The organism is Planomonospora antibiotica, assembly GCF_014647955.1.
In the GTDB taxonomy this organism is placed as follows: Bacteria; Actinomycetota; Actinomycetes; order Streptosporangiales; family Streptosporangiaceae; genus Planomonospora; species Planomonospora parontospora.
In genome coordinates this window covers 34285-60868 of sequence record NZ_BMQE01000042.1, presented here as the reverse complement: position 1 = coordinate 60868, position 26584 = coordinate 34285, and the positions used below count along the sequence as shown (strand labels likewise).

Genomic DNA, 26584 nt, shown 5'->3' with positions numbered 1-26584 from the left:
TCTCGACCTGCAGAAACAGCCAAGTCGACAGCAGGGATCACGGCTTAACTACGCGGCCTTGGGCCAAGACGGTGCTGTTCATGGCCATGTGCGTGACGGACCGGCCTTCGGTTGCCTTGGACGAGGTGCTCGTGCCGGTTATGCAGCTCGCGGTGAGCATCGGCGGGCACGTCCGAGCAGGCGGCCTGACCAGCGCGGCGGCCCGCTGCGGGCTGACACTGCTGACCGCCCACGCCATCGCTTGCGCCCAGCACACGCTCGCGCTCGCCGCCGGCGACGCGGCCCTGGCCGACCGCATCCAGCCGGTGATCGACGCCCTGTGGCCGGCAACCGCCACCGCGCGACCGCCTGGCCCCGTCAGCATCCGCGCCGCGCTCGCCCTCCACCGGCACCGATGTCTCTTCGGTGACAGCGGCGTGCCGTACCTGGCTGAGCTCGTCACGCTCGGCACTGCATCGGCCACCCCCACGGTGGCCGGTGGCACCTTTGCCGCGGCGCTGCGCGCCCTGCTGCACCGCATCACCACCCCCGGCCACGCGGTCGCCCGCGACCGTTTCGCCCGCGCCCTGCTCACTGCGGTGCGCCGGCTGATCACCGAAGCCGACCCGCAGGTACGGCACATCTCCCTTGCCGAGGAGGACCCGGATGTCCGAGCTCACCATCGATGAGCTGCACGATCTGGCGCTGAAGTGGGCCGAGCACGAAGAACAGGCCCGCGCCCACCTGGCCCGGATGAACGCCCCGAACTGGACGGTGCCCTACAAGCTGCGCCCGTCCTACGACAGCTACGGCCATGGCGCCGCCCTGCTGGGCATCGCCGGACGCCGCGTGCCCGACCGGCTGGGCTGGGACGAGCACACCTGGACCGCCGCCATGCGCCTGGCCATGGAGGTTGGCCGGGCCGCCCTTGGCCGACCGTCCAGCTGGGCCGACGGGTACGTGGGGACCCCGCTGTTGGCCGCCCACATGATCGCCCGCGGATGCGTGACTTACCTGCGTGAGGATCTCGGCTACGGCGGCTTCCCGATAGTCGACGACCTGCAGGCTTACATCCAGACGTTGTGGCCCACCCCGGCCACCGCCTCCAGACCGTATGCCGTCAGCATCGCCCTTCGCGTTCACCGCCAGGCCGGTGAACTCGGCCTGTACCCGCAAGTACCAGTGCTGGAGAAGCTGGTCGAAGCGGGATTGAACACCGGAGCCTCCCGCTACGCGGTGAGCATCGGGCATCTGCTGTGGCGCGCCGCCCAGGACCGCTCCCACCGCTTCCAAGACCTCTACGGGCAGGCTCTGGCCGATCTGATCGCCCTGGCGACCCTGACGGGTGATGAAAGGTGATGGCCGCCCGCCGCTCGCAGGCGGCCCACCGTGCCCAGGTCGCAGCACGCTCGCGAACCGCCAAGCGCCGCGCTCCCAAGGCGGTGGAAGCGCTGGAGGCGCTGTATGCGCGCCTGCCCGACGTCGCTTGCCGGGGCCTATGCGCGGATTCATGCCGCAGCCCGATCGACATGTCCGACCTGGAACGCGACCGCATCCGCACCGCCTCCGGCGTGCACATCCCCGAACGCGGGCGCTGGCCGGCCACCGCCCCCTGCCCGGCGCTCACCGCCGAGAACCGCTGCGCCACTCATGCCACCCGCCCGACCATCTGCCGCCTATGGGGCACCGGAACCGCCGAGACGATGGCGTGCCCACACGGATGCGTGATCGACGGCGATCGCCTGACCGATGAGCAACTGATCGACGTGACCCTCACCTCGTTCGAGATCGGCGGCCACCCCGAGTTCGCTCACCTCACCGATCAAATGCGGATCCTGGCCGCCGACCCGCGGATCCAGCCCGTGCTGGCTCGGCTGATCCGCGGCGATGCCACCCCGCAGATGCTCCTGGCCGCGCTCCAGCATCACCGGCTCGGCCGGCTCCTCGCCCAGGCGAATACCGATGATCACGAAGGCCCTTGAGGAGGGCTTCCTCCGCAGGCGCCATGACGGCGTCGCCGAAACTTCCAGGAGATGGACCGAAGCACGCACGAATACGACTCGATCGCTGGCCGGCTCGGTCAACGCGTCGTACTCGGCCACGACCGACAGCTTGTACTCGGCGCTGAACCTGCGCCGCTTGGGCCGCCCGGCCCGCGGCTTCTGCGGCTTCGGCTCCGAACCCGCGGTTCCATCATCACGCACGCCGTACCCAGATCGGCAGCAGTCAAGGCCAGGATCGTCAACGGTCCTGTTCCCGTCCATATGCAGCTCAGAAGGGCACTTCCCGCCGACCTCCCACCTGAGCCTTCAAAGAGAGACTCACGCACCGTACCGGCGACCGTGTTCGACGGTTCGACCCCGGGCGCGGCCGGGCGGCTGACAGCATGGGGAACGTGACTGGTCATGAAGAGAACCGTGCCACGCCGGATGCGTCGGTCACGGCTAGCCTGCCATTCCAGCGACCACCTGCCGATCCCGTGCGTGCCGCGTTTTTCGCCCGGCAGGTCGCCGAGAAGCTGACGGCCGTGGAGGCCCGTCACGGCATGGGTACGGTCCTGCAGACCGCCGCCCGGGCCGGGATCGACGCACGGGCCGTCACCGGCTTGCTGAGCAGCACTCTGCCGCTCAATCTCTCAACTGTCAGAAGTCTGGAGGTCGCGCTGGCCGTCCGGCTGATGCCCGACGGGTCGCGCGAGCCGTTTCGGCCCTACAGCGCCGAGGACGTCGCTGCCCTGTATAGGTGGGCCGAGGCCCAGCCTCCGCCGTTGCGCGCGAGCTGCCGCATGCTCTTGACGCTCGGTATCGGCTGCGGACTACATGAGGATGAGCTCTTCTGGGTACGGGTGGCGGACGTGCGGCTGGCCTCCAGCCGAACCGTCGCGGTGGCGATCCCGGGCCCGCGCGAGCGGGTGATCGCTTGCCGTGAGCCGTGGGAGCACATCCTACGGGCCGAAGTCACGAGCCTGCCGGGACAGGTCACACCGCTGTTTTCTCCGCAGGCCGAAGCTCCAGAGGTGCGTCCGGCGGCGGACAGCGCCGCCGAAGCGATCGCGGCATTTGTCGCATCCACCACGCCCTCGGCTGAAGGGCCGGAGCTGTGCCCGGCACGGCTGCACGACACCTGGCTGCAAGGATTCACCGGAAGCGGAATCGAGCCGTCACTGATCGCCGCATGCGCGGGGTACGGCTCAGTCTTCGACCTGCCCGCTGTCCTGCGGCCGGGATGCATCGAGCCCGGTGAGATGCTCTCGGCAGGAGACCGTGACCAAGAAGCGGCGATGAGCGCCGGGGAGAGCACCTGACAGAGCCAGGGCTCTTCGGCTCGTCTCCGGGATGGACGTGACCAGGGTAGGGATCACCGCTCAGACCAGATTGCCGACTGCTCCCGTGCTGCCCGGATGACCAACCAGCACGACCCCGTCAGGGCTTCGACCGGCCAGCCGGCCGCGTCTGCGCTGGTTGCGGCGGCATCCGCGACGGCTCCTGAGCGGCAGGGGTTTCTGCGAAAGGAGGATCCCCCTCGCTTTCCCCAGCCCTGGCCCGGACGCCGAAAGGTCCCGGCTCTCCGGGCCGGAGGGCACCGAGTACGGGGGCTCCCTTCATCCGGTCCGGCGTACGGTGCACCTGCGCTCCCTTGTCTTCGGCGATGTCGCTGATGATCACATGTTGCCGTGTCCGTGGTGGTTTGCGCCGGTGAACGGGGGAAATCGCCGGTGGTGGTCGGCAGGTGCCTGGCGAGCTCGAGGGACATGCTGGTGCTCGCGGTCCGGCCGCAGAGCCTAGGAGCGGCTACCGGGAGGAAGGGAGCACCGGACGCTGGTCGAGGACGGCGGGCGCGTTGCAGCGCGAGCGGATCCACGCGGCGGTGTCCGGGCACGCCCATTCGGCGACGTCGAGAGTGGAGGCATGCAGTTCCTTCAGCGGCCGCTCCTAGATGGGCGCGTGGTGGGCGATGCGGTTACGCAGATCGTGCAGCTGAGCGAGGGGATCATGGACGTCGCGGCGCAGCTGCCGGCTCGGCCAGGCCCGACGCAGACGCAACCACGGAGAGCGGTCGGAGGAGCGGATGAGAAGGTAGCGCCAGAATCCGGGCGGCAGCTCGGCCGCCACATGTCCCGAGGTCTCCGGTGCCCCGCTCCTACATCCTCGCCAACATGGCTGCGGTCGTCGGCATGTCGGTCTCGAGGGTCGCACCGCCTATGATCATGCTCAGGTCGCCGCGGTGGCTGAAGCGATCGGCAGTCCGGGCCGGGACGGGCGCGTCAGCGACCCAAGCAGCCTGTTCACTGCATCGCCGGAGCCGTGACGATCTCTTCCTCTTCCTTCGCTCACGCTCTGCCCCTTCCCCCGAATGGAGCTCGCGCATGGCCGTCAACCGTCTATGGCTCGATGTCCCCTACGGGCAAAAAGACGAGGCCAAGGCCCTGGGCGCCCGCTGGGACCCGGCCGCTAAACGCTGGTACGCGCCCCGCCCCGGCATGGACGGCCTGCACCGGTGGGCGCCGCTGCCGGACGTGCCTGACCTGCTGCCCGGTGAAGACCGCACCTTCGGCTCCGGCCTGTTCGTCGACCTGGTGCCCTCCTCCTGCTGGTTCACCAACGTCCGCTCCTGCGTCGACGAGCGCGACTGGGAGCGCCTGCGCCGAATGATCACACGCCGGGCCGGCCACCGCTGCGAGGCCTGCGGCCGCGGCGAGGACCGTGCCACCGGACGCTGGCTGGAAGCCCACGAGCGCTGGGCCTATGACCCCGCGACCCGCACCCAGACCCTCAAACGCCTGCTGTGCCTGTGCACCGACTGCCACATGGCCACCCACATGGGCCTGGCCGACATCCAAGGCAAAGGCGCCCAGGCCAGAGCCCACCTGCAGGCGGTGACCGGAATGAGCTCCATCCGGGCCCGCGCCCACATCGATGCCGCGTTCACCCAATGGCGTACCCGATCCGCAGCCACCTGGAGGCTGGATTTGAGCATCCTCACCGACGCCGGCGTCACGCTGGCACCGCCGCCCGAGGCCGCAGCCCGCACCCATCAGGCGCAACAGCGGCTACAGGGGGTGCGGACTGGTGCCATCCCCACCGTGCCCCGCTCGATTGCCCCCGCCCCGAGGATCAGCCCTCGCAGTGAAAGACCCGCCTCGACACCGAGTATCGAACGCCCCGGCCCTTTTGACCCGCCTATTCCATCGGCTGATCACTCCCGCCGATAGCCGGCCGCACCTATCAACACACACCGGCCAGGGGCGGCGCCACCGTCACAGGATCGCCTTATCCCGCTGTACAGGACCTGACCGCGGCCGGCTGACTGTCATCGCGCAGGTAACCCCCATGCCTCAGCGCGAACCCGATGCCACACTGACACGATGCCCCGTCCCGACCTCAGCGAGCCCGAATACCTCCGCCACATCGAGCACCTGGCCCGCAAGATCGTCAACGCCGCGAGCGCCGAAGGATGGCTCACCTACGCCGACGACCCCGCCGAAGCCACCCCGCTTCAGCGAATGGTGAACGAGACGGCCCGCCAGCTCCGCCACTACCACTTCGACGGAGACGGATGCCTCGACGAGGAACGGCCGTTCCTGCGCCTGGCCGGGGCCGTCCTCCTACAGCCCCAGGCCGTTCCCCTCGGCATGGAGGAGAGCTACCCCGAGATCTGCGCCCGCCTGGGAGTCGAGGCCAGGCCCGAAGGCTGGGCGATCTGGAACACCTGGGCCGCAGACGGCCAGAGCCTCTCGATGATCCTGGCCGACTCCGGCGGGACCGAAGGGCTGCTCATGAACTGGGCGCGGGGAATCGAGATCTACCCGCTCACCCCGCTGTCGGCCCAAGTCGTGCTGACCCGGCAGGGATGGCTCACCCCGATGACCCTGTCGCCGCGGAGCGCCCGCAGGCTGGGAGCCATCCAGCCCGTGAGCGGGAAAGCAGCAGCGAAGCCCGAGGCCTCCGGCGGGGGCACGCCGGCTCCGGGATGATCACTGCGGACGTGCTCATCACCGCCGATCTGTCGGTGGCTGGCGCAGGAGTCCGCTCATCGCGGCGTTCCCCTCATACAGGGCGATGGCTCTGCGCAGTACTGGAGGCCGCACCGCTCACCCCGGGCGCGTAGGCGCCCCCGGGGCTCGCCGTGGTGGCCGCGCTCGCCGTGAGCGGGATCGGCCTGTCGCGTCAAGCAGGTGCATCTTGCGGATCGATGCACTCGAGGAAAAGGCCGGGCGCGACGAGAATGCCATTGGTGAGTGGAGTTAACCAACCCTCGCGATGCATTTTCGTGAGTGCTTGGTGAAGGTCGCTGACGCCAGCGAATTCCAAGACGTGTTCCTCATTGTTGATCCAATCGTCGTTGCTGACGACAACACCGCCAAAGAAACGGGCCATCATGTCGATGACCGCTAGATCGGCGGGGATCTGGTCACCGTAACGCTCGACGATGAGATCGCGCTCGTCGGCTTCGCCTTCGTAATCCGGTCCGAGCTCCTGAACCCAGGATAGATTGCGGAACTCCTCGGGGCTCCATATCAGGCCGTTCGCCGGCGTCTCCTCCTCGCCCACCAGGTCGGTGGCGCCGACCAGCTGCTCGAGCGTAGGAGGTTCCTGCCAGTCGAGCGGAACCAACCGGAACCGGGGAGGACGGTGGGCATCCCCGGTGGAAGGGCCCGTTACCAGTGGCGCGACGATTCGAAAAGGGAGAAAAGGATCGGACGGTGCCGATGAGGCAGCCCCTCGACGGCCCTCATGTTGTTTCTTTCGACGTTGCGCTTTCTGTGCTCCGCGCTTTTTTGCCCGATGGCTGTGTGTGTTCGGCCTGCCCATCGTCTTCCTTTTCGTTTGGTTGTGATTCGGTTGCCGTCCGTCAGCGGAGGCAGAGCGATACCGGCCGGAGCGAACGTGTGAAGCGGCCCGGAGCGGCTTACAGAAGGTAGGCGCGCAGGGCGGGGGTCTGCGGGGCGGTGCGGATCGCCGCCAGGGTTTTGCGCTCGATCTGTTGGAGGCGCCCCGCCGATACCCCGCATATCGGGGCGATCTCCTGGTAGGTCTTGGGTTCGCCGTCGATGAGGCCGAACCGCAACGCCATCGCGTGTGCATCGCGCGCCGACACTGTGGCCAGAAGTACCTCCTGCAGGGCACGGCGGAGCTGGTGCCGAAAGACGGTCTCGGTCGCGTTCTCCTGTCCGTTGGCGGCGTCGCTGTCTTCGATCAGTTCACCGAGTTCCCCTTCGTTGTCGAGCGGGGTGTGCAGGGAGATCGGTTCCCGCTGGTGGCGCTGCAATTCGGTGACCCGGGTGAGGGACAGGCCGGCGGCGCTGGCCAGCTCGGCGGGGGTGGGATCGCGGTTCAGCTCGTCGCGCAGCCGCCCTTGCAGACGATGGAGCTTGCCGACCGTTTCGAAGACGTGCACCGGCAGACGGATGGTGCGCGACTGGTCGGCCAGGGAACGCTGGATGGCCTGCCGGATCCACCAGGTGGCGTAGGTGGAGAACTTGTAGCCCTTGGTGTAGTCGAACTTGTACACCGCGCGGATCAGGCCGAGGTTGCCCTCCTGGATGAGGTCCGGCAGGTCCAGACCCCGGCCGATGTAGCGCTTGGCGATGGAGACGACCAGGCGCAGGTTGCTTTCCAGCATCCGGTTGGTGGCCTGGCGGCCGTCGGCGGCGAGCTGCTCCAGCTGCGCCCGCTCCTCCCCGGCCGAGTCCTCGGATGCGGTGGCGAGCCGGTCGGCGGCCAGCAGACCGGCCTCGATGCGCCGGGCGAGGTCGACCTCGTCGGCGGCGCTCAGCAGCGGGACGCGGCCGATCTGGCGCAGGTAGTCACGGACCGGATCGGCCGTCACCCCGGAGAGTTCGGGTGCCGGCTGCGGGCGGGTGCGTACGGCCTGCGGCCGGGCGTCGATGACGGTCACCGGTGCTCACCTTCCAGGAAGATCACGAATGAGGTCGGTCGCGAGGGGCGGGGGATCGAGCGGCGGTACGGCGGGCAGCGTTGCGCGGGTGCGTGGCTGCCGGGTCGCGCCGCGGCGGCGCAGGAACCAGCGGGAGCACGTCGGCCGGGAGACGGCCGCCTGCCGTTGGGCAGGCCGCGCGGCGAACACGCCCGCTCGCCGTGTCAGGGGCACGGGTGAACCGCTGCTCACTGCTCGCACCTGTTCACCCGCCCCACCGCTGAGGGCACCGCGTAGACCAGCGAGGTCAGCTCGACCGGGGTGAGGCCGAGGCGGAGCTTGTAGTCGTGGTTGGCGCGGCCCATATCCAGCACCCGGGCCTTGGTGTCGACGGCGTAGCACGCGGTTGCGTGCACCAGCGTCCCGTACAGGCCGAGCTCGCGCAGGCGCGCGTAGTCCAGCCCGGCCGCCCAGGCATACAGCCGCTCGGCGTACCGGAAACACAGGAAACCGCCGACCAGCTCGCCGCCGTGCTCGGCGGCGATCAGCACCGCGCCGGGCACGACGGCGACCGCGGCGAAGACGTCGAGAGCCCAGTTGTTCGTGCCGTGCTTGAGGGAGGCGGCGGTGGCCAGCGCGGTGAAGCGCTCCAGCCGCGGGCGCATGTCCGCGCCGTGCAGGTGGCGCACGCGCACGCCGGCGTCGGCGGCGCGCCGGGCCAGGCGGGCCAGGTCCCGGCGTTGGCGCCGCACGGGCAGCGCCTCGTCGAGGCTGCCGGTGGGCATGGGCGCGCTGTAGGCGACGCTGGAGGGCACCCGCCGGGCGCCGGGCCGGACCCGCTCCCACAAGGTGAGCAGGTCTGGCGTCAGGTTCGGCACCACCAGGGCACGGGCCTGCTGGTGGCGGGCGAGCTCGCTGCCGCCCTCGACCGCGAGGGCGATCATGTCGGGGTCGGTCAGTCCGGCGCCGCCGTAGGTGCCGTACACGCTGCCCAGCGACAGCAGCGGGTAGGCGGGTTCGCGTCCGGCGTCGTGCTCCAGCCAGTCCCAGAACGGGGATCGCTCGAGCAGGTGGAAGGCGGCCAGCCGGTCGACGCCGGGGGCGTGCAGGTGCAGGAAGCGCGAGAGGCGGATCTGCTCGGTGACCACGGTGCTCCAGGCCCGGGCCCAGGCGGGGGTGTGCATGAGGTGCGGCGGCTGGAGGTGCTCCAGCTCGGTGGGGACGCCGGTGTGCCAGTGGGCGGTGACGTTGCCGCGGCGGCGGGGCGGGATCAGCGCCGCCGCGGTGGAAACGGCCGTCCCCGTGACAGGGACGGGGATGGGGACGGCGGGGAGGGTGGTGAGGGTCATCGCGTGCTCCGGTGCGGGATGCGAGGGGCGCCGGTTCGAACCGACCGGCGCGAAGGGTGAAGACGAGGGTGAGCGGGCCCGGGGGAGTGGTCGGGAAGATGCGGGCCGGGCTGCAGGTAGCGGTCGGCCAGCAGCAGCACGGCGTCGACCCGGTCCAGCAGGTAGACGAGCTCCGGGGGAGGCGGCGGGGATACGGAGGCCGCGCGATCGGGGCGGGTGGCGGAGGGCCGGCCGAGGGCTGCGTCCGTGGTGACGGGTGCCGGCTGGAGGCGCGGGGCGCGGTGGCGGCCGCCCGTCCTGGCCCCTGCCTCGGGGAAGGAGGCGGGGGCCGGGACGGGCGGCAGGATGCGGGTGCCGATCGCCAGGATTGCCGCGGCGACCAGGCAGACGGCGCCCAGCAGAGCGAACGCGGCGCGCGGGCCGAGCGGTCCGGCGGCCAGCACCACCACCAGCGGGCCCAGGAGATTGCCGCCGTCGGCGATCATCCCGAACACCCCGAACGCCTTGCCGCTGCGTCCGGTGTGGTGGGTCATGCCGTCCCGGGCGGCCAGGTAGGTCCACGCCTGGGCACCCATGAAGATCACGATCGCGGGCAGGCCGATGCCGAGGGCATCGACGTTGACCAGGGCGATGCTGGCACCGCCCATGATGATCGCGGCGGCGCTGCCCGCCCAGGGAGAGCGGGCACCGTCGGGCAGGCGGCCCAGCGCCAGGGTGACGGCGATGAAGCTGACCAGCCCGGCGGTCAGCACCAGCGCCGAGGCGCCGGTGGAATCGTGGGCGCCCGCGCCGAGGCTCAGCGGCACCAGCGACTCGACCGAGGACCAGGCGAGGTTGCAGCACAGGCTGCACACGCCGAACACGATCACCGTGCGCAGGTCGCCGGGCCGCAGAGCCGGGCGCTCGGCCGGGCCGGTGCCGGGCGCGCTCGCCCGGGGCGGGGCGGGCAGGCGCAGCCGGACCACCACCAGGGCGGCTCCGGCCAGGCCTATGGCGGCGGCGATGGCCAGCACGCCCTGGTAGCCGGTGAAGGGTGCCAGGAGCCCGGCCAGCGGGGGTCCGGCGGCCATGGAGGTGATCGCGCCCGCGCCGAAGCTGGCGTACAGGCGGGCGGGCGGCACCTGGTAGGTCTCGGCCAGCACGGCGATGGTGCGGTAGGCGGCCGGGACCGCGATCCCGGTTCCTGCGCCCCAGATCAGCCGTCCGCCGATCGCCAGGTGCGCCTGGTCAGCGACCATGACGACGGCGATGCCGGCCACGGCGATCACCAGGCCGAGCGGCAGGATCCGGCCCGGGCCGGACCGGTCGGTCAGGGCTCCGCCCAGCGGCTGGCACAGGGCCTTGGCCGCCGGGTCGGCCAGCAGGAACACCCCGAGCAGCAGCGGCGATAGCCCCAGGTGGGTGGCCACGTGCGGCAGGAACGGCAGCACCGCGGTGTGGGCGCCGTTCAATCCGGCGATGGCGAACAGCACGATCCGCAGCCGGGCCAGCCCGGCCCGCTGCAGCGCCGTGGACCCGCTCTGGATTGGTGTTCCGGTGCGGCGGACGGTCAGGGCCGTCACGGCGTGATCAGGCCGGTCCGGCCGATCGTGCGCAGCCGTTCGGCCTCATCGGGCTCCAGGTGGGCGCCCATTGCGGTGAGCAGTTCGGTGGCGCGGCGCCGGTTGCAGGCGATGGTGTGCGCCGGGGTCCAGCCGGCGGGCGGGCGCAGCAGCGCCGACCACAGCAGTACGGGCCGGGCGCCGCGCCGCAGTTTCTGGCTGAACGCCTCCAGGCCGAAGTCGATCTTGCGCAGGCCGTGTTCGAAGGCGTAGCGCAGCGGGGCGTGCACCATGACCGCGAAGTACTCGCCGTGGGTTGCGCGTTCGTAGTCCAAGCCGATGTTGCGCACCAGCAGGGTGTCGTCGTGGATGAACGCCAGGTGGTAGGCGACGAGCTCGCCGTGGTGGTCATGGGCCAGGAAGACGCGGGCGGCCTGGAGCAGGCGGGGCGAGGACAGGATGCGGCGGAAACCGGTCTGGAAGGCGGCCGGGTCGTCGGGGGCGTTGTGGCGGCGCTGGGTGAGCAGTTGCAGCTCGACCAGCTGGTTGATGTCGCAGTCGGCCAGGTCCTTCACCGTGATGGCAGATCCCGCTTCCTGCAGGCGCGCGGTCTCCTTGTGCGCCAGGTATCGCTTGCGGGAGGGCAGCTGGGTGTGGTGCTCATCGACGGTGGCGGCGGTGAGCGTGAGCACGCTGCGGGCGCTGGTCAGCAGCAGCGGCGCATCGGGGAAGTGCGCGTGGACCGCCATGGCGGCCGGCTCGTCCAGGTGCAGCATGGCCGCGGTCCCCTCGGCCGGGATCACCTGGGCGGCGGCGCGCGCCCAGGCGGCCTGCTGGCCGCTCGCGCAGATCGGCGCGGTCTCGTATCCGGCCGTCGTGCCCAGCAGGGTGATCGGGCCCCACTGCGGGGCGGGCAGGCCGGCGGCGGAGAACAGCCGGGCCGGATGCAGGAACGCATTGGCGGGCTTGCCGGGGTCGTCGGGGTAGCGGGAGACCGGCACCACCGCCTGGAGCCGGTGCCCGCCGGGGGCGGCCGTCCACGCCAGGACCACGCTCTCGGCCGCGCCGCTCAGCGCGCGGTTGGCCTGGTGCCAGGGGCGGCTGGAGTAGAAGCCCGGCGCCCCCGGCAGCGGCAGCTCATCCCACTGCGGCGGAGCATCGTCGAGGAGCACGGTGGTGCAGTCGACGTTCCGGGCGGCGTGCGCGGGGGCGTAGGCAGGGGCACTCATGATCGGCTCCAAGGTCAGTGGGGACGGCTTGCGATGCCGCACCGCCCAGGTCGGCATGGAGCCGCCGTCCCGCCGGGTGGGGTGCGGAAAACGGGCGGCGGCTCCATGCGGCGGTCTGCTTCGGTCGGCTTGTCACCGTGCGGCCGACCTCGCCGAACCGGACACGGAAAGCCTTGTCATTTTTTCTGACTAACTATGTCAATACGGGAAGGATGGTAGGCAGTGCACTTCTTTTGCGCCAGTCCAGGAACCCCGCTGCAGCGGCAATCGTGATCAATCCGTGTCCTGGACGTTGGCGCAGCGTGGTGTCACTGCAGCCGATCACCGCAGGTGGACCTATCCGGAAACCCGTGCATACTCCGCGAGCGTGAGGTTGTGGCCGTCGGCGCGATCCGGGCGCTCCGGTCGGGAGCCGTGCGCCGATTTGCGGCAGTGGTGACGTTCTGGCGAATCCGGCCTACACTGCCGACCGCACCTGACAAGAAACTTGACTAGTAGTCACTAACACCGTTTTGTGATGGAATGCCCATGACGACAGGCCAGCGAACAGCCCGCGCGGCCCTGCGCGACCAGGTCACCGCGATACGACGGATCAGCACCCGCGCGGTGGGCGCGACCACCGACATCCACATCGAACCGGCGCCCGGCCCCGACGCCATCGCCCAGATCATGACCCCTTCGCACCGAGCCCAGCAGCAGGTCCGCCGCGCCCTGCACCGCGTCGGCTGGCAGCTCGCCCAAGGCCCTCATCGCCTGATGATCGTGCAGGGGTGGAGCCGGGCCGCGCTCACCGAACGCGCCCACCTGCTCAACCTGGCCTGCGCTGATGCCCGCCGCACCCGCCCGCACACCATCCGAAGCGCGATCACCATGACCGAAGCAGACCTGCAGACCGGTAACCCCGGCAGGGAAAGCGAACTGGTGGCCCACGTCTGTGAAGCCGTCGATGCCCGCCTGCCGTGGCCGGACCTTATCGACGAGGTCAACGGCGTGCCGCGCACCAGCACCGACCCGGCGATCATCACCGCTCTGGACGCCGTGCGGGAAGCGGAGACGACGCTGGCCCTGCTCATCGCCGAACACCTGCTACTTGCCCGCCGGACCGTCGAAGTGCTGTGGCGCTGCCACCACGCGCAGCCGGACGCGCCCAGCCCGGCCGTCGCTCGCATGGCGGCCGAGCAGGAAGCGCTGCGGCTGATCCGCTCCACCCGGCCGGACGCTCCCGCTCCAGCCAGTGCCTGACTCGCGCTGTCAACTCCCGCATCACCGTCCGCCGCCGTCTCGATCAGGAGCCCTGGATGGCCGCCACGACCTCTCCCACCTCGCACCGACCCGTCACTTCCCCAAGGACGGCAGCCTCGGGCATGCCGCCTGCGTCGATGCGCCCAGCACGGCGGCGGCGCACCGGCGTACTGACCGCGGTCACCTGCGGCGCCATGGGCGTGGTCATGGCCGACAGCATCGCCGCCACCCTCGCCCTGCCCGCCCTGAGCAGCGCGGCGATCGGCACCGGCCTGCCGCTGGGCGACCTGCAGTGGGTGACGGCCGCCGCCGCGGTGCCGTATGCCGCGCTGCTGGCCACCACCGGCCGCCTGGCTGATGCGATCGGCCGCAGCCGCATGCTGCTGCTCGGGCTGATCGTGTTCACCCTGGGCGCGCTGGCGGCCGTCGCCTCTCCGACGCTGCCGGTGCTGCTGGCCGCGCGCGCCGTCCAGGGGATCGCGGCCGCCATGGTCGTCCCCGCCTCGCTGGCCCTGCTGCTGGCCGAGATCACCCCGGCGCGCCGCGCGAGCGCGGTGGGCGCCTGGTCGGCCGCCGCCGGCGTCGGCGGGATCCTCCTGCACAGTACGGGCGGCCACCTGGTCGCGGCCTTCGGCTGGCGGGGCCTGTTCGCCCCCTCGGCGATGATCGGCGCGGTGCTGATCACCGCCTGTCTCGTCCTGCCGCAGCGCACCCCATCGCGCGGGCGCCTGCCCGACCTGCTCGGCAGCATCGTGCTGCTGACCGGGGTGGCCATGCTGGTCCTGGCGATCGCCAAGGGACACGCCTGGGGATGGCGCTCTGGGCCCACCCTCGCGCTGGCGGCCGGTGGCCTGGTGAGCTTGGCCGTGGCGATCGGCCGCTCGCTGCGGCACCCGGCGCCCGCGATCGAGATGACCCTGTGGCGCCGCCCCGGCTTCGCCCTGGCCGGAGCCATCTCCTTCCTGTACGGGATGACCAGCTTCGTCGTGCTGGCGGCCATCCCCCTGCTGCTCCGGGAGACCTGGGCGCTTCCGGCATCCCGCCTCAGCCTGATGCTGGTGCCGATCTCCACCGGCGTGCTGCTGGCCAGCCTGGCCGCCGGGCGGCTGATCCGCCGCTACGGCGCCCGCTCGGTCATCTACGGCGGTGCGCTGCTGACCGCCGCGGCGAGCATCACCGGAATCGCCACGATGCACCCGGGCACCTTCGCCACGACCACCTGGGTGGGCGTGGCCGCGGCGCTGGGCCTGGGGTTCGGTGCGCTGAGCACAGGCGTGTCGGCCGCCGGGGCGCTGACCGCGGGCGTCGACCGCTACGCCGGCGCGGTCGGCGCGAGCATGACCGCCCGCCAGCTCGGCGGCGCTCTCGGCGTGGCCCTGGCCGTGGCCATCGTCGACCGGCCGCTGCTGAGCGGGGTGATGCCCGGCTACATCTCGATCCTCGCGGTGGTGATCGCGCTGATGCTCCTGGCCGGCGCCCTGGGGATGTTCATCCGGCCGACGAGCACCCCACCGCCTGCCCGCCCGCATGCCCCGGGCAGGGCGGCCGCCGTCCCGGCGATCCGGCCCGCACCACCGAGGGGTCTTCCTGCGCCGGATGGCTTCGATGCGCCTGCCCCGGCTGCGGTTTCCTCGTTCGCCACCGCCGGTCAGCGTCGCACTCTGCGGGAGCTGTATGACGCGGCCGCCGACGTGGTGGCTGCGGCAGATCTGCTGCTGGCCCAACAACCCAGAGCACATGGAGACCGGCGGTGATCGCTCCGCCGATCCGGCGCTACGGGCTTGGGTTGTCGTCCAGTCAGCGCCCTCAGTGGCAGGTTCAACTGGCGCGCCGGGAAGCGAGGCGGTCGCCCCGTCACCCCCAGGCGTACGGCTCTCCGGGAAAGCGCGGTTCGGCTATCCTGGAGTCGCTCGTCTCATCGTCCCTTCGAGGGGTCAACTTCCGACCACTCCATGGAGACGATCATGAGCAGTAAACCTTGGCGCACCCGACGATGGGACATCTGCGCCGGCCATACCGTGCGACCAGCTAAATGGCCCGACGGCATGCACACCTTCTACTGCGCCTACGTCGGGACCTCCGATGAGCTCGTGGAAGCCATGCGATCCATGGGCATCAGCGGGCAGGCGATCCGGGAGAGTTCGACCGAGCACCCCTCCGTTGTCGCTCGCCGTACCCGCAAGCAGGCCGCCGACCGGCAGATACCGTCCGGCGACGGCGACCAGCTCTGGTGCCTGCTCTGGGATGAGTACCCAACGGAAATGTGGGACGGACGCCGCAACACGCACCACCCCGATCACCTTCTGGCCGCCGCTGGACCGCCCGGCATGTCGAGCATGGAGATGGCCCGGGGGCAGGAAATCCTCGTCGCCCGGCTGCGGGTAGCTCGCGCCCAGTGGGAACTGGACGAGCTCATCGGCGATCCCGCTGTCTCCCAGTAGCCGTCGGCAGCGGTTCTCATCGCCCCTTCGAGGGGACATCCCGACCGCTCTTCGGCGGCAGGTTCCGCGACCATCCCCAGGAAGGGCTATGACCGACAACACATCGAACACCGGCACGCCGGAGCTCGCCGCGTGGGAGCACGACCTGCTCTTCGGGCAAGGCCTTGTTCCGGAAGCGACCGATGCCGACCGGGCGCGGTGGGTGCAACAGCAGCAGGAGCAGGCGCGCGCCCGCCAACTGGCACAAAACCCGGAGTGGGCCGTGCTCCACGAGACGCCGACCGGCGAGGTCGTCGACCTGTCCGAGGTGTGGGCGCCCATCCGGAAACGCCACCACAGCGCCTACCGAAGCTACGGCCTGATCGAGTACCTGGCCGACACGATCAGCAACGGCCGCGGCTGGACCGTCGCCCGCCGCCTCCGGCAGGTGGTGGACGAGATGCGGCTCTCCCCGGACGGCCACGTCCACATGGTCATGGACACGCCCCAGCCCGGCATGCTGGACGTGACCGCTTGGTACTGGGGCAACCATCAAGATGGGCATCTGCCCTGGTGGTTTCACGCCGACCTGGAAGTCACGGTCGGGCCACGCGGCCGAACTCGTATCCAGCCCATTAGCCCGGTCCTTCTCGCCACCCGGGACTGGGACCGCGGTGCCATCACCTATAAGGACAGTCCGGATGGGCCGCTTGGCCACCTCATCGCCTCATGGCTCATCTCCTGGACGGGGAGACTCGGTATTCAGGGATGCGCGGGCCTGGTGGATGAGGATGCCGGAGAGGATCTCCCGGAGCTGGTCACCTGTGAGGAGTTCACGGGACGGTTCTCGCCTTCGACCACCGGTCCCGCAGATGCCCGGTGACACCTACGGACCTCCCGACCGCATCACAGCCTCGGCCAGCAGTAAGTATTCTGCGCCCGTACGCCCGACAGCAGACCCCAGGAGTCCCCGATGCTCACGATCGAAAAAATGATCGCGGATGTGCTGGACGCCCTCGGTGACGACATGGAGTACGCATCTGCCCGCGCAGCCCTACAGGACGCTGTCGCCGCTCTCCGCAACGGCACGACAGCCGAGGCGCACGAGTATCTCGGCCAGGCGATGCGAATAATCGACCAGGCGTGTCCCATCTGACCTGGCAGCTGTTCCCGGGCAGTAGAAACCGCCACGCCGACCGGGAAACGACGAGATCCCGCCGAAAAACGTTGCCGCTGTCGTCGAGCTGCGTACGCTCCTCGCGGGGAGAGCCGTCGACACCGAAAGGTACGACGGCCGCTTATCCAATGCCGTACCGCTCGCCCCCCGCAGGTGCTCAGACCAGGCGAGCGGTACCGCACGAGGAGCGTTACGCCGACGTCGTGGCCGCGGTCGCGCCGACCAGCCGGGTATGCGCCGCCCCTGACAGCGTCACCGGCGCCGGCGGATGCGCACGCGTGCGCCCGCCCAGGGCCGGCAGCACCGTCATCACCCGAGCCAGCTCCCGCAGGTCCCCGTCCACCAGGGCCTGCGGACCGTCACACAGGGCCTGCTCCGGGCGGGGATGGAGGTCGACGATGAGGCCGTCGGCGCCGACCGCGATGGCCGCGCGGGCCAGCGGCAGGACCAGGTCGCGGCGGCCACCGGAATGGGACGGGTCCACGATGACCGGCAGGTGCGACAGCCGCTGGGCGACCGGCACCGCGGAGATGTCCAGGGTGTTGCGGGTGGCGGTCTCGAAAGTGCGGATCCCGCGCTCGCACAGCACGATGTCCAGGTTGCCGCGCTGGGCGATGTACTCGGCCGCCATCAGCCATTCGTCGACGGTGGCGCTCATGCCGCGCTTGAGCATGACCGGCTTGCCGATGCCGCCCACGGCCTGCAGCAGCGCGAAGTTCTGCGCGTTGCGGGTACCGACCTGCAGCATGTCCGCATACTCGGCCACCAGCTCGACGTCGGCCGCATCCACGACCTCGGTCACCACGGGCAACCCGGTCTCGGCGCGCACCTCGGCCAGGATGCGCAGACCCGCCTCACCCAGCCCCTGGAAGGCGTAGGGCGAGGTGCGCGGCTTGTAGGCGCCGCCGCGCAGCAGCGCCGCCCCGGCGGCCTTGGCCATCCGCGCCGCCCGCAGGGTCTGCTCGGGGGTTTCCACCGCGCACGGGCCGGCGATCAGCGTCACCGTGCCCGGGCCGATCGGCACGCCGCCGACGCGCACCGTGGTGCGCTGCACGTGGTGATCGCGGCTGACCAGCCGGTAGGGCACCGAGATGCGGACCACGTCGGCCACCCCGCGCAGGCGCCGCAGCGCCGCCGCCTCGAGCTGGTCCACCTGCCCCGCCAGGCCGATGATGGTCCGGCTGTCGCCGCGGCTGACATGGGCCTCGCAACCGGCGGCCTCGGCGACCTCGACGACGGCGACGATGTCGGCGGCGCTCCCGGTCGGGTGCATGACGATGACCATTTACGAGACCCTCCGCACCTCGACGGCACCCCACGCGGCAGGTCCTTCCAGGTGCCCGCTGCGTTCCACGGCGGCCCGGAAGCGCTGCGCGGCCGCGCGCATGTCCAGCAGCGCCTCATACGCCTCAGCCGTCAGCGGTACGGCCGCCCCCGCGGTGAGGAGCTCGGCGGGCAGCAGGGAGGCGCCCACCACGGTGGGCGTGTCATCGATTCCGGCCAGCGAGCCGCGCGGCGGGCCCGGCGGGCCCGGCCGCCAGACGGCGATGTCGCCGGTCCTCTCCCCGGGCAGCTCGTCGTCGAACCACGGTGAGGCCTCGCGCTGCGGCAGCCGGTAGGGCGTGCCGGTGGGCGGCTCCTCCGGACGGGGCCAGCTGCGCGCCTCCGGCGCGGACCGCGGCGGAGCAGCCACCGGCAGGGAAGACGACAGCGGGGGAGACGACGGTGAGGGCGGTTCCGGGCGCGCGAGACCGCGGTGACGGCCGCGCCGCGGACGCCGTTCGGGCAGCGGAGCCGGGGAGTGCGGCGGCGGCCACGCCTGCGCCGCTGTTCCGGCGTGCGAAGCGGCACGGGAGGGGACGGCGGATCCGGCGGGCACCGTCTGGCCGTAGGGGCGGCGGTAGGTACCGGAAGCGGCCTCGGGGCGCGCCGGAGTGCCCGGTGCGACGGGGCGGTAGGGGACGAGCGTCGCATCCTGCGGAGAGGAGAAGGTCATGACAGCAGCTCCGATCGGGGGTCGAGGAAGAAGGCAAGCGGCAGCTCGTGGTGGCCCTGATGCGCCTGGCGGATCCGTAGGCGCCCGGAACCGGCCGGCTCGAGGTGCGCCAGGTGTTCCAGCAACACGCCGAGCAACGCCTCGGCGTACAGGCCCAGCAGCGTGAACCGCCCAGGCGGACCGGCCAGCACCGGCAGACGCTCCGAAGACAGGCGCTCCGGCCGGAGCGCCTGCGGATCCGGCCAGTGCCGCTCGTCGCGATAAGCGCTGGCCACCACGACCAGGACCCGGGCGTGCATCGGCAAGGTGATTGCACTGTCACCCAGCCGCACCCGACGCGTGCTCCACCGCGAGACCCAATGCACCGGCGGCTCCAGCCGCAGGCACTCGGCCACTGCTTTGGGCACGAGACCGGGATCGGCCCGCAGCGCCTGCCACAGGGCCGGATGCGCCGCCAGCGTGGCCAGCACATTGCCCAGCCCGTCGACCAGGACCTCACCCGCGGCATCGAGCGACCACTGGCCCGCGGCCCGATCCCGGACCGGCCCATCGGCGTCGACCGCTCCCGCGGGAAGCGCCGGGACCTCGTCATGCGCGAGATCAGCGGCGACGACCGGCCAGATCAGCTGGCCGATCGCGTCGACCTGTCGTCGGCCCGCCAGCGCCAAGAGCCGTTCTTCGATCCGGTGCCGGATCACCCGCAGGTACGGCCGGATCAGGTACGGGGCGAGCTCACGGCCCAGGACGGCTTCCACCCGGGCTGGGACGTCCATGGTGCCCGCCCGCTGACCGCCGGCGGCCGCGGGCAGAGGAACGAAGTCCTCATGATCGCTCAGCGCCTGGCGCACGGCCGTGTGCCGGGTGATCGCCCACGCGCCGGTGCCCGGCAGCCACACGACCGGGCCGCACTCGCGCAGCCGCTGATACAGCGCGTAGGGCCGCGACGGGCGTTGGGCAGGGTCGAGCAGGTCGATCGTCTCCAGCCGTGCCGCCTCCTCGACGCTCATGCCGCACGCTCCACCATCACGACGGGCCGGCGCGCCGGGGCGAACGCGGTCGTCTCCGGCCGAGGCGGGGAAGGCGTTCGCTCGGTCAGGACTGCCACCCGATGCGGGCCGACGGCCGCTTCGATCCGCAGCAGCGGCGTTCCGCAGGGGAGGCGGCAGGACCGTCCCATGCTCGCCGGCGGCTCCCGGTCGAGGGCGCGCAGGCGCAGCGGAACATCGGCCGGGACGCTGAAGCTCGGGGTAGTCGTGCCGTCCTGCTCATGCACCATGCGGCTGATGGGAGAAATAGGGGTCATCATCACCCTGCCTTGATGTCAAATTTATTTACTCATCTTGTTGACGTGAATGTTGAGTCTAGGAATGCCTCATCTGACAACCCCTGTTGAGGCTGACTTCGTCATCAACTTGTGATGTTGTTGCTCTTTGCCGTGTTCCGAGCTGCTTGGAGCGGTGGCCTAAGCACATACATCGCGCTGGCGCTCTGCCTGGTCAACGGCCTCATATCGAACCTGTCGAGGTGGGGCTCGGGTCGCAAGCGTCAGCGGTGCTAATGCCACCTGTGCTGCCCGGCCGGTGTCATCGCGGTTAGGCCGCCATCCGAACGACCAGAGCGGTGACGTCAACTTGACAAGGCAGTTGCGTTATCTCGGGTGATTCCCGTAAGTTTTCCTGACAATCATCGCGTAAGCCGCGACGGGAAAATGTCAGCTGGAAGGTTCTAAGGTAAGCCGCCCCGCTGGCTTCATCGCTGACGTGAGGGCTGACCGCTCCTGGGGTCCGTACCGCCTACGTCGGCATTTCCGACAGGGAGATCAGGCTTGTGGCCGTCCAGCACCCACCCGCCATCGCCGTCGAGGCGCCTCGAATCGGCCACATCTGCGAGCGCGCCACCTCAGCGACGCTGACCTCGTTGCAGATCACTCCAGCGGGAGTCGATCTTCACCTGGACTCGCCCGGGGGCTTGGAGCACGCCGTCCAGGCCCTGCACTGGCACGGATATGAGGCCCTCTGCCATACCGCGTCTCCCGCAAGCCCAGTGGGGATCCGGGTGGGAGGCTGGTCACGTGATCGTGTGCTGCGACGCATCGAGCACCTGTCGGCAGCAGCCTGGCAGCTGGCAGATGGTCACCCTCAGATGGCCGTGGCCGCTTTGGCCCGCACGTACACGGTGCCCGAGCTGCGGCAGCTACCCGAGGATCCGCAACTCGCCCGGAGTCTCCGGATGCTGGCTTCCCTGACCGATTGGCTACGTCGCGCCTACGAGGAGGGAGACTTCGCGGCGTGAAACCTCCCGAGGCGGACCCTTACCGCTGTCGTTCACGCCGTGCACATGAGGCGACGGCCTGATCATCGCGGCTGGTGCGGGCGTCCCCGTGGTGGTGCACCGCCTCAAGGACGGGTGTTGGGGCCCGGCGAGGCTTCACCGACGGCCGCCGGTTCGCCGGCGGCCGATCATGGGGCGAGAGCGGCCGCCGTCTGCGACCGCGGCGAGTTCCCGGCGCTGGCGGCTGCCCGCCGTCAGGTTCGCACGCCCATCCATCAGTCCCTTGCCGGGCCTACTTCTTGATCGCGTACCCGAACACCGCTCGCAGCCAGGGCGCCTCAGCGGCTTCCTCCTGTGGCACACCCCACGCGCCGACGTCGACGAGTTCTCCGCCCACGATGGGGAGTCCGCAGAACAGATCCATGATCTCTTCCTCTGGTCGCAGAACCAGCGGACTCGGAACATCCCGATACATCTCGCTGAGGCGCCGCTCGAGTTCGGGGTGGATGCCATCGATCGTCGCGCTCGAAATCGCCAGCACGCTCCCCGCGGGGACCGCGTCCAAGAACCGCTGGATGGCCGCGCGCGGCTGAGCGCTGTCCGGCATGAAATGCACGATGGCGAAGAGCAGCACGGTGATCGGCTCGCCGGCGCTCAGCAGGGCCAGGGTATCGGGGTGTTCCAGGATGGTTTCGGGCTTGGTGGCGTCCGCCTGTATGAAGGCGGTGTAGGGATCACCGTCAAGGATGGACAGCGCATGGATCCGGGTCGTCGGATCGACGTCAACATAGACCGTGCGCGCATCGGGATGGACACGCCGTGCGACCTCGTGAACGTTTTCCTGCGTCGGCAGACCGGAACCGAGGTCGAGATATCTCCGGATACCGAGATCCTGCGCAAAATGGGTGACCGCCCGGATCAGGCAGGCGCGATTGCTTTTGGCGAGATCGGACAGTTCCGGCATACCTTGCGATGCCTTCTCGGCGAATTCCTTATCCACTTTGAAGTAATTCTTTCCGCCGAGCGTCAAATCGTATACCCGGGCAGCGGACGGGACGGTGGGATCGACGCCAGGCAGAGCAGACTCCATAGCCATATTTTTCGTCCTTCGACTGTCATTTTCTTAACCTGACCACGACTCATGTTTCGTGTGGCCCTGTCCCGGCGCCCTGGGTGGTCGTGGCCGAGCTTGCTGACGATCGGTGTCATGGGGAGTGCACCGAGAGGACCGGCGGTAGTCGTCCCTTTGACGGGTATCGGCGACACAGGTGAGCGGCCGCGCCGGCTTCCGGGTCACGACTGGCTGAGCGTCATTGCGGGCCTGCGTGCTGTGGCTCCTCAGGCACCGCAGAGCGTGCCGGCCTGGGTAACGGGGTGCTCATCGCTTCGGATGTCGCCTCCCTCCCTGGCTCTCGGCTGCGCCGGTCTGCCCGCGCTGTTCCCTTGATCACGTAATCTAGTATGATCAACGCGGTAAGCACTAGTGCTCAGCGTTCACTCCGATATCTTCGGCCCTCGCGTGACGATGGATCGAAGGTCGTTGTTGTCTGCCGTGCTGCTGAAGTTGTAACGTTGCCGTGGTCAGGTGAAAAGCAGAAACTGCGCACGCGCGCTGTTCGGCCGACCGGCGGATCGTTGCGGGACCTGTTGGCTGATGGAAACTGGTGAGGGATGAGTTCGGACGCGGCCTCCCATTCCACCTCTGGTGGAGCATCCGCAGCAGGACTGAACGCCTACGTGCTCGGCACGAGTCAACATAGCGAGGCTGACGCCAAGGCGGCCGAAGCGGTCCTCTCTCTCAGTCCATCGGTGCGTGAGCACCTGACGACCCTGGCGCGTGAGAGCCAGGAGTTCCTCACGCGGGCGATCCACCACGTCGTCCAGGAAAAAGGGATCGTCCAGTTCGTCGACTTCGGTTTCAGTGCCAATCAGTTGAACGATCTCAGCCTCCACCGGGCGGCGAAAGAAGCCGCAGCCGAAGCGGGACTTCCCGGGGTCCGGATCGCCTACGTCGATAACACGCCCACGACGTACACGGCAGCCGCTCTCGAGCTGGCCGAAGACGAATCGATTATTTTCCTGGACGTCAATCCGCTCACCCCGGCCCGCGCTTTAGCCGATCCGCGCCTGGAGCGCCACATCGACTTCAGTAAGCCCGTCTGTGTAATTATGTTCTCCTTCCTTCACTACGTCTCTGATGCGGATGACCCGCGCGGAGTCGTCAATCGCGTCATGCGGCATGTCGCGCCCGGGAGTCATCTCGTTGCGCATCACGTCACGAGCGATGGACTGGACCCGGTTCTGGGTGCCCATGTCCGGCAGCTATTCAACAGCATCGGCACGCCCATGAGTTTCCGTTCGCAGGAGGAGTTCGAGAAGTTCTTCGGCGAGCTGGAACTGCTGGAACCCGGAGTGGTCGACACCGCTGACTGGAGAGGCCGCTCCTTGCTCAACGAGCCGCATCCGCTGCGGGCCCTGGCGGCCGTCGGACGCAAGCGGTGACCTCCCAGGAAGTCGTGCCGCTGCCGATTACTGCGCTACCGCGTCGGCTTTGACCATCTTTTTCATGCAGCGATAGCGGTGCGCGTCGACCAGATCACCGCTGTATACATGTGAGGCTTCACGGTAAGCGGCCAAGGCGGCCTTGCGATGCTCCTTCGCTGCCCGATCGTCGCCCTGCTCCTTGGCGCACCGGATCATCGCCGTCAGAACGTCGCCGCGCTTTTCCACGAACCGCGCCTCGGCTGTCCGGTGCCGGATCGCCTGTGCCAGCGCGCGCCCGCTTTCGCACGCCTCGTACGCGGCCTGATACCGGGCGCAGGCCAAGGCGGCCGTCGCCACCGCGTACAGGGCGTGCATCTCGTAGCTGCGGTCACGGTGCTCGGCGCTGTGCGCGATGCCGAGCTTCATCGCCTCATCGGCGTATTCGGCCGCGGCGGTCCCGTCTGCTTGCAGGCTGGCCGCCATGGCGAGGATCCAGGTGCTCACCAGCTCCGTCTGCCGGGTGGCGAGGGTGCGGCTGAGCTCGCGCGCCTGCTGAGCGTCGTTGACCGCCTGGGCAAGGTGATCGGCGATCCGGTGATCGGCGCGGTGTGCGGGTGGCGTACCGGTGTCTTCTGCGTCGTCGTGCGCTTCTGCGGCCATGCGGTAGTGCGCTTCGGCGCGCATCGCCAGGGCTCGGCTCAGACCCTGGTGGTCGGATTGGTCGGTGAAGACGGTGATGCACGTGTCGGCCAGCGGGACGGCGCGCTCCGACTGGCCGGGCTGCTGCATGATCAACCAGGCCAGCCGGAGCCGTGCCTGCGCGGTGACGTTGGCATCGCCGGCGTCCGCGCTGATCTGCACGATCTCTCGCCAGAGGTCTTCGGTCTCCTGCAGGCGCTCTTCGCGGATCAGGTAGGCCGACAGGCGCGAGGCCAGGCCGTAGGCCAGCCGGTAGCGCTCGTACTGGCAGGCCAGCCGGGTCACGGTGACGATGTTGCCGCATTCGGCGTCGTACCAGCCGTCCGGATCGGTTGTGATCAAGTCGCAGACCGCGGCCGGTGCGAACGTCGTCGGGGTGATGGCCCGCGCCGAGGGGAAATGGAATTCGCCCGGCGTCGCGGCGGCCGCCACGCTGACCAACTCCAGCCATCCGAACAGCAGCTGCTGAAGGGCGATGGCGTGGTCGCAATAGTGTTCGCTCAGCCGCATCGCGGCGTATTCCCGCAGCACGTCATGGAAGCGGTAGCGCGGCTGGCCCACCGCATCCACGCCTGCGGTGGTCAGCAGGTTGTGCAGCACCAGCGTCTCCAGCAGCGGGCCGGCGTCACCGGTCGCGAGCAGCATCGTCGCCAGCCAGGCCGGCCAATCCGACCCGGCCAGGGACAGGACGCGAAAGGCCTGTTGGGCGGGCTCCGGCAGCGCTGTATAGCTCTCGGCCAGGCTCGCAAGGATCGTCTTGTCGCCGACCGAGAACTCCGACAGCTCATGGAGCCGCGCCGCCAGGTCGGCGATGCGCCATGAGTCCTGGATCACGAGCCGGGCCCCGGAGATCTGCAGAGCCAATGGCAGGCCACTGCACGCGCGGATCAACTCCTTCGCGCCCTCCGGTTCGGCGGCCACCCGCTGGCGGCCGATGATCTCTTCGAGCAGCGCGCGTGCCTCCTCGATACCCATCGGGTGCAGCACCAGCGAACGCACCCCGCTGTCGACCATGCGCTTGCGACTGGTGAGGATCACCGCCGAACCCGCCGTGCCCGGCAGCAGGGCCTGCACCTGATGCAGCTCGGCGACATCGTCGATGACCAGCAGCACCCGGCGTCCGGCCAGTATTGAGCGCACCAGCATGCTGCGCTCGTGCAGGCTCGGGGGAACGTTGCGGGAGGTGACTCCGAGCGTGCCCAGCAGCTCGGCCAGGACGTCGGCGATGGCGCGCGGCTTCCCCGACATCGCCCCCATCGGCACCCAGATCTGATCCTCATAGTCTGAGCTCAGCTCGTGCGCCACCTGGATCGCCAGGGTGCTCTTGCCGACGCCGGGCGGGCCGCTGATGTTCACGATCGGCACGCCGCGGCGCCCGTGCTGAGGAGTGAGCCACTGCACAAGTTGGGTGATCTCCGATTGCCGTCCGGTGAAGTCCCATAGCGCCGGCGGCAGCTGTTTCAGCACCGGCGTCATGACCGGCGGTGCTGGGGCCGGGGCGGCCGCGGTTTCGGCTTCGGCGGCGATCTCATCGCGCACCTGGCGCAGGTGCGGCCCGGGCCCGTAACCGGTCTCCTCGCGCAGCCGTGCGTCCGCCGTCGCGAAGTACTGCAGTGCCCGCGCATACTGGCCGGCCCGCGCCAGCGCCCGCATCAGCAGCGCGTGCAGGGGTTCGGAGCTCGGGTCGTCGGCCAGCGCCTGCTCCACGTCGGCCACGAGCCCATGGTGGTGATCGCCACCCAGCTCCAGCCGCGTCTGCAGCAGCAGCGCGACCGCGGTGCCGCGGTCGCGCAGCAGCTCCTCACTCCACGCGCGCAGCTGGTCGACCTGCTCCGGCACATCCGCCAGCGGCGGACCGCTCCACAGGTCGACGGCCTCTTGCAGGATCGTGACGGCCCTGAGCGGTTCTCCGGCGCCCATGGCGGTTTCGGCGTTTTCCAGCAGAGCGTGAAAGTCCAGCGCATCCACCGTGTCGGCAGGGTCCAAGACGATGCGGTACCGGCCATCACTGCCTTTCGGCAGGCGTTCCCCCAGACGCGCGCGCAGGCCCGACAGCAGCGTTTTCAGCGAATTGGCGTGGTCGGCGTAATCCTGCCAGATGGCCTGCATCAGCCGTTCCGCCGATAGCCCTCTGTGCTCGGGCGGCAATCCTCTTCTGCGCCCTATCAGTTCGGCCGCGACCAAAGCGGCGATCGCCCGCCGCTGCAACAGCGTCAGATTCAGGTTCTCGGCGTCGGCGACCGCCGTCTGTCCCAGGATCGCAAAACGCACGCTGCTCCTGACGCCGGTCCGGTCGGGTGCTGTCGAGTAGTGGATCAC

General features: G+C 69.8%; 24 protein-coding genes. 13 read left to right on the top strand and 11 right to left on the bottom strand.

The features are described 5' to 3' along the window. The 6 genes from IEZ06_RS28245 to IEZ06_RS28220 form a co-directional block, all read left to right on the top strand. Positions 1-668 (top strand): hypothetical protein (locus IEZ06_RS28245; RefSeq protein ID WP_229798798.1); only part of this gene is annotated, 668 nt, incomplete at its 5' end. Further along, complete coding sequence (locus IEZ06_RS28240) at positions 646-1338, top strand: hypothetical protein (protein ID WP_189239723.1); 693 nt, start codon at positions 646-648, stop codon at positions 1336-1338. The genes IEZ06_RS28245 and IEZ06_RS28240, both read left to right, overlap by 23 nt. Continuing rightward, complete coding sequence (locus IEZ06_RS28235) at positions 1338-1961, top strand: YkgJ family cysteine cluster protein (RefSeq protein WP_189239722.1); 624 nt, start codon at positions 1338-1340, stop codon at positions 1959-1961. Before IEZ06_RS28240 ends, IEZ06_RS28235 begins: the two co-directional genes overlap by 1 nt. A 413-nt stretch (positions 1962-2374) precedes the next feature. After that, positions 2375-3283: a hypothetical protein gene (locus IEZ06_RS28230; RefSeq protein WP_189239721.1), complete on the top strand. Its 909-nt coding sequence runs from the start codon at positions 2375-2377 to the stop codon at positions 3281-3283. Between the two features lie 1062 nt (positions 3284-4345). Further along, positions 4346-5191, top strand: a complete 846-nt coding sequence (locus IEZ06_RS28225; RefSeq protein ID WP_307811760.1) for a DUF5710 domain-containing protein — start codon at positions 4346-4348, stop codon at positions 5189-5191. Positions 5192-5344: 153 nt separating this feature from the next. Continuing rightward, on the top strand, positions 5345-5953 hold the full coding sequence (locus IEZ06_RS28220) for a hypothetical protein (RefSeq protein ID WP_189239720.1): 609 nt from the start codon (positions 5345-5347) through the stop codon (positions 5951-5953). Positions 5954-6146: 193 nt separating this feature from the next. On the opposite strand, the gene IEZ06_RS28215 is transcribed toward IEZ06_RS28220, so the two are convergent. The 5 genes from IEZ06_RS28215 to IEZ06_RS28195 form a co-directional block, all read right to left on the bottom strand. Beyond that, positions 6147-6791 (bottom strand): hypothetical protein, encoded by a 645-nt coding sequence (locus tag IEZ06_RS28215; RefSeq protein ID WP_189239719.1) that lies wholly within the window; start codon positions 6789-6791, stop codon positions 6147-6149. Between the two features lie 97 nt (positions 6792-6888). Further along, positions 6889-7878: a sigma-70 family RNA polymerase sigma factor gene (locus tag IEZ06_RS28210; protein ID WP_189239718.1), complete on the bottom strand. Its 990-nt coding sequence runs from the start codon at positions 7876-7878 to the stop codon at positions 6889-6891. A 227-nt stretch (positions 7879-8105) separates the two neighbouring features. After that, the gene (locus tag IEZ06_RS28205; RefSeq protein WP_189239717.1) at positions 8106-9206 is read right to left on the bottom strand and encodes a GNAT family N-acetyltransferase; all 1101 of its coding nucleotides are present in this window, start codon (positions 9204-9206) and stop codon (positions 8106-8108) included. Then, positions 9203-10768: an MFS transporter gene (locus tag IEZ06_RS28200; RefSeq protein ID WP_189239716.1), complete on the bottom strand. Its 1566-nt coding sequence runs from the start codon at positions 10766-10768 to the stop codon at positions 9203-9205. Before IEZ06_RS28200 ends, IEZ06_RS28205 begins: the two co-directional genes overlap by 4 nt. After that, positions 10765-11976 (bottom strand): GNAT family N-acetyltransferase, encoded by a 1212-nt coding sequence (locus tag IEZ06_RS28195; RefSeq protein WP_189239715.1) that lies wholly within the window; start codon positions 11974-11976, stop codon positions 10765-10767. The genes IEZ06_RS28200 and IEZ06_RS28195 overlap by 4 nt, the downstream gene beginning before the upstream one ends. Positions 11977-12504: 528 nt before the next feature. On the opposite strand from IEZ06_RS28195, the gene IEZ06_RS28190 reads away from it, so the two are divergent. The 5 genes from IEZ06_RS28190 to IEZ06_RS28170 all read left to right on the top strand — a co-directional run bounded on the left by IEZ06_RS28190 (position 12505) and on the right by IEZ06_RS28170 (position 16794). Continuing rightward, positions 12505-13218, top strand: coding sequence for a hypothetical protein (locus IEZ06_RS28190; protein ID WP_189239714.1), 714 nt, complete (start codon positions 12505-12507; stop codon positions 13216-13218). 137 nt (positions 13219-13355) lie between these two features. Further along, the gene (locus IEZ06_RS28185) at positions 13356-14972 is read left to right on the top strand and encodes an MFS transporter (protein ID WP_189239713.1); all 1617 of its coding nucleotides are present in this window, start codon (positions 13356-13358) and stop codon (positions 14970-14972) included. Positions 14973-15170: 198 nt separating this feature from the next. Continuing rightward, a complete protein-coding gene (locus tag IEZ06_RS28180; RefSeq protein WP_189239712.1) occupies positions 15171-15659 on the top strand; it encodes a hypothetical protein in 489 nt (162 codons plus the stop codon). 88 nt (positions 15660-15747) lie between these two features. Next, complete coding sequence (locus tag IEZ06_RS28175) at positions 15748-16521, top strand: hypothetical protein (protein ID WP_189239711.1); 774 nt, start codon at positions 15748-15750, stop codon at positions 16519-16521. A 90-nt stretch (positions 16522-16611) separates the two neighbouring features. After that, positions 16612-16794, top strand: coding sequence for a hypothetical protein (locus tag IEZ06_RS28170; protein ID WP_189239710.1), 183 nt, complete (start codon positions 16612-16614; stop codon positions 16792-16794). A gap of 211 nt (positions 16795-17005) precedes the next feature. On the opposite strand, the gene aroF is transcribed toward IEZ06_RS28170, so the two are convergent. The 4 genes from aroF to IEZ06_RS28150 all read right to left on the bottom strand — a co-directional run bounded on the left by aroF (position 17006) and on the right by IEZ06_RS28150 (position 20087). Continuing rightward, entirely contained in the window at positions 17006-18100 is a 1095-nt protein-coding gene (aroF, locus tag IEZ06_RS28165) for a 3-deoxy-7-phosphoheptulonate synthase (protein WP_189239709.1), read from the bottom strand. Beyond that, on the bottom strand, positions 18101-18508 hold the full coding sequence (locus IEZ06_RS28160; RefSeq protein ID WP_189239708.1) for a hypothetical protein: 408 nt from the start codon (positions 18506-18508) through the stop codon (positions 18101-18103). It lies immediately after the preceding gene. Between the two features lie 299 nt (positions 18509-18807). After that, entirely contained in the window at positions 18808-19818 is a 1011-nt protein-coding gene (locus IEZ06_RS28155) for a cytochrome P450 (protein WP_189239707.1), read from the bottom strand. Next, positions 19815-20087 carry a hypothetical protein gene (locus IEZ06_RS28150; protein WP_189239706.1) on the bottom strand — a complete coding sequence of 91 codons (273 nt, stop codon included), beginning with the start codon at positions 20085-20087 and terminating at the stop codon, positions 19815-19817. Before IEZ06_RS28150 ends, IEZ06_RS28155 begins: the two co-directional genes overlap by 4 nt. A 551-nt stretch (positions 20088-20638) precedes the next feature. Between IEZ06_RS28150 and IEZ06_RS28145 the strand changes: the two genes are divergently transcribed. Further along, on the top strand, positions 20639-21103 hold the full coding sequence (locus tag IEZ06_RS28145; RefSeq protein WP_189239705.1) for a hypothetical protein: 465 nt from the start codon (positions 20639-20641) through the stop codon (positions 21101-21103). Positions 21104-21374: 271 nt separating this feature from the next. Here IEZ06_RS28145 and IEZ06_RS28140 read toward each other — a convergent pair whose 3' ends face one another. Next, positions 21375-22172: an SAM-dependent methyltransferase gene (locus tag IEZ06_RS28140; RefSeq protein ID WP_189239704.1), complete on the bottom strand. Its 798-nt coding sequence runs from the start codon at positions 22170-22172 to the stop codon at positions 21375-21377. Between the two features lie 581 nt (positions 22173-22753). Here IEZ06_RS28140 and IEZ06_RS28135 point away from each other — a divergent pair. Then, positions 22754-23584, top strand: coding sequence for an SAM-dependent methyltransferase (locus IEZ06_RS28135; RefSeq protein ID WP_189239703.1), 831 nt, complete (start codon positions 22754-22756; stop codon positions 23582-23584). 27 nt (positions 23585-23611) lie between these two features. Here IEZ06_RS28135 and IEZ06_RS28130 read toward each other — a convergent pair whose 3' ends face one another. Next, entirely contained in the window at positions 23612-26536 is a 2925-nt protein-coding gene (locus IEZ06_RS28130) for an AfsR/SARP family transcriptional regulator (RefSeq protein WP_189239702.1), read from the bottom strand. Positions 26537-26584: the final 48 nt, after the last annotated feature.